This window comes from Olavius algarvensis spirochete endosymbiont (assembly GCA_900608495.1).
Taxonomy (GTDB): Bacteria; Spirochaetota; Spirochaetia; order DSM-2461; family DSM-2461; genus UBA2779.
Genome location: UWYT01000209.1, coordinates 1 through 3,291, shown reverse-complemented (window position 1 = coordinate 3,291; position 3,291 = coordinate 1). Strand labels below are relative to the sequence as shown.

1 protein-coding gene is annotated in these 3,291 nt (G+C 47.0%); it reads left to right on the top strand.

Features of this window, described 5'->3' with window-relative positions; genetic code table 11:
* Positions 1–3,265, top strand: a 3,265-nt coding sequence (locus S1OALGB6SA_RS06355) for a FlgD immunoglobulin-like domain containing protein (protein ID WP_124032908.1), incomplete at its 5' end; no start/stop codon positions are given.
* Between the last annotated feature and the right edge of the window lie 26 nt (positions 3,266–3,291).

The following is a 3,291-nucleotide window of genomic DNA, read 5'->3' as shown; positions in this document are numbered from 1 at the left end:
CATTACCGGCCCACATAGTCTTCATCTGAATTATAGCACTGATTCGCCCCGGTTTTCCAATCCAATTACCGTTTCCAACCTGACGATTACTTCAAACGCCAACATCAGCCAGGATTCCACAGCTCCAATTGTCATCACCGGTACAACAACGCTCACCGCGGGCAGCGGCGCGAATGATATAACACTTATTTCCCCGAACAACAGTTTTGGCACCCTGACGCTAACTGGGAATGACGTCCAGATAACACAGAACAGTGACAACCTCGAACTTGGAGACATCAAAGCAAACAGCCTGCTGCTAAAGATAAACGGCACCGTGACACAATCGGCAGGTGCTTCAATCAGGGATGCCCTGGGAGGAAACAACTGCAGACTGCAAGTACAGGGAGCGGGACCCTCTCTCTTATCCAATTCTGGTAACAGGGTAAATACCATCGCCGTCGATACCACCAACGCTTTTTCTTACAGCGGTGAGAGTACACTCATCGTTGGGGAGTTGGATCTTGCCAATACCGGCACGCCCATCACCGGTATCGATACGGACGGCAACTTGAGTTTTTTGAATACTTCGATAAACACACAAAGAGGGATGCAGATTGGCGACAATCTGCATATTGACGACGGCATATTGAATGGTGGTTCACAAACGATAGAAATAAAAGGGAATATGACGGTGAGTGCACCCGGAGTATTCAGAGGTGATTCCGGAACTGTTAAATTCACACAGTCAAATTCGATTCTCGAAGCAAATGGAAGCACATTCAACAACCTGGAGGTAGTGGATTCAAACCTGGATATTCAAAACAGCGATTTCACGGCAACCGGCACTGTTAAGGTTGATTCGAACAATAATCCGGCACAACTGCAATTCATCAGGGGTAACCACAGCGCTGCAATTGCCAATCTTATCCTGGATGGAAATACTGCCCCTGTCGTGGATTTTGCAAATTGGAACTTCAATATAGGTGTTTCCCTTGACAACGAAGATGGCGAAATCAAGCTAACCGGCGAACAGACAACACAGACATTTGCTTATGATAATGCAAACAAGCTGGGGCTTGTAAGCTATTACAACGGAAATGGGGCTGGCACGATACATCATGGAGATTTCTGGAATCTCGAAATAGATGCTGCCGGACAAACCATCAGCCTTAGTTCAGACATCAGTATTCATGGATTCTACAACCCCAATTCCAATAAGACTCTGAGCACACCCGTTTCCGAGACTGATTTGGTTGGATTGCGATTGAAAGACGGCACTCTGAATACAGCCGATCATACGATTACTCTCCACGGTTCGTACGTAAGAACGGATGCCGCGCTTGTATCTGGAAATCTAAGACTCACCCTGCTTGGAAACTATCCAGCCTATATTGGCGGAAACAATGATTTCTTTGAGTTCAACTGCGAAGATGCCAGCGTTCAGGGAAAGATTATCTACTTTCAAAGCGGCAAGACTACCAGAGTAGCAAACAGGTTTGCAATTAAAGGCGGTGGAACCCATCCTCCCGGGAATCTGCTGGATATACATTCGCCAGTTTTTCCATCTCCACGATCCTATATCTATGTAGTTTCATCCCAACCCGGCAATGCAATTCACTACTGGAACTTCAACAGAACCTCAACGGCGGAATTGGAACTTGAGTTCGTCTACCTGCTGCATTCGGATGCTTCGGCAAATCCACAGATTAAACCTGCAAACGCTACGTTTCAAGACTGCCCGGAATGGCACAATCCCCCCTACATATTGCTCTCATGGACCAAAGATATTGGAGATTTGGATTCAGCGCCTGTTCATAACGGGCGCATCGATAAGATTCTGGTTGATAGCGAATATAATCTGAATATGGATTTCAATGGTTTGGAGGTTGAGGTTGAGGGATATGAAGTTAGGGGATTTCAGGCACATGGCACTAATGCGAATCAGTTCTACATAAAACTGGAGGAGCAAGCCTACCTGGATACTTCGGCCACTCCCAGGTGGAAGATTATACGAAACGACAGCCTCAAAGATACGGTTTGGGGGGTAAAGCTGCGGCTCTACGACAGGGGGGAGAATGCCGCCAATGCAAAGATATATGAAAAAGCTTACGATGATGCTGCCCCCATTATTGGATACACGCTTGCGATTGCGAGTAAGAAGGAGATATTTGTGCATTTTTCAGAGTCCGTAGTGAGGTCTGACTCCTCCAGTATCACGATGAGTGATTTCAACACCACGGCCGGGGGTGGAATAGCGGCTTTGAGACGGGTTTCGAATGATACAAATGGCATTCGGGAGTTGATTCTGACAACCAACAACAGTATCAGCGCGACAGATATACTCAATGGAATTACAGTGAACGTCGATTCTGGAGTTCGGGATATTCAAACCCCCAAAAGCACTCACGACTTTGACACTACTGATTCCAACGATGCAACCGATGAAATATTGAACAGTTCTCATAGAATCTCTGATGTGGGACTCGGCGTGGCGGGCAACGGATTGATGGAGCCGACAACTGCCCGAAGCAACGTAATTCCGTTGAGCGACAACAAGCTTGGCATTGTTTCCAAATTCGCCTGGAACGATTTCCTGCCAAGCGATAGTTTCTCGATTACAGCGCACAGGTATACGGGCATCTCGGAGAACCCTATCCTGGTCTATTCAAACAGTGCAAATGCGGATGCCAAGAATGGAAAACTCTGGTTGCCTGCATTCGGCGAAAATGCCAGTCTGCCGCGCAATTTCTCCGGTTTGGTTCCCAAACCACATACGCGGACAACTACAAAGAGCGCAACCACCTCAAGCAGTGACAACTACACATACCAGTTCAATATGCCGGATGCAATGATTGAAAATGGCAAGGATTTGGAGTTTGTATTCTATTTCGAAAGCTCCGAGCTCTACTGTGCTCAGATACTCGACGACACCGCTTCGAACTGGTATCGGCAGGTGATTCCATGGGCGATAAAAATTCAGAATATTGTCGCTCAGGCCGGGGGCGTTTCAATTCTAAACAATATACTCAACCCGAATAACAATGATAAAACATCGCTGTACTACAATCTAAGAACAAAGGGGGTTGTCACGATTCAAGTGTTCGATCTCTCAGGAGACACCGTGGCGGTGCTACAACGTGGTTTTCAAAACACCGGGAAGCACTCTGTTTCCTGGAATGGCAGGAATGGCGCGGGCAATCCTGTTGCGCGGGGCATTTATTTCGTTCGCATAGTAGGGCCAGACAAAATGGACCAGATTCGCAAAGTGCTGGTTATCAAGTAGGTTCAAGGTTAGTTCGATGCTCTAGT